Genomic DNA, 474 nt, shown 5'->3' with positions numbered 1-474 from the left:
TCTCGTGGGTGACGCAGAGCATGGTCATCCCCTCGTGGGCCAGCTCCACCATGACATCCAGCACCTCGCGCACCATCTCGGGATCCAGCGCCGAGGTCGGCTCATCAAACAGCATCACCTGGGGATTCATGCAGAGACTGCGGGCGATGGCGACCCGTTGCTGCTGGCCACCGGAGAGCTGGCCCGGGTACTTGAGGGCCTGCTCCGGGATCCTGACCCGGCGCAGGAAGGTCATGGCGATCTCCTCGGCCTCCTTGCGCGGCAACTGCTTGACCCATATGGGGGCCAGGCAGCAGTTCTCCAGCACCGTCAGGTGGGGGAAGAGGTTGAAGTGCTGGAACACCATGCCCACCTCGCGGCGCACCGTCTCTATGTTCTTGAGATCCGAGGTCAGGGCCGTGCCCTTGACCAGGATGTCACCGCTCTGATGCTCCTCCAACCGGTTGATGCAGCGGATCATGGTGGACTTGCCCG

Annotated in this window: 1 protein-coding gene; it reads right to left on the bottom strand. The window is 63.7% G+C overall.

All coding sequences use genetic code 11. From position 1 onward, the window contains the following. Positions 1-474: amino acid ABC transporter ATP-binding protein (locus JWG43_RS17960; RefSeq protein WP_205244312.1), on the bottom strand; the 474-nt coding region annotated here is incomplete at both ends.

The sequence above is a fragment of the Desulfobulbus alkaliphilus genome, from assembly GCF_016918545.1.
In the GTDB taxonomy this organism is placed as follows: Bacteria; Desulfobacterota; Desulfobulbia; order Desulfobulbales; family Desulfobulbaceae; genus Desulfobulbus; species Desulfobulbus alkaliphilus.
This window is presented reverse-complemented; position numbering and strand designations above follow the sequence as displayed.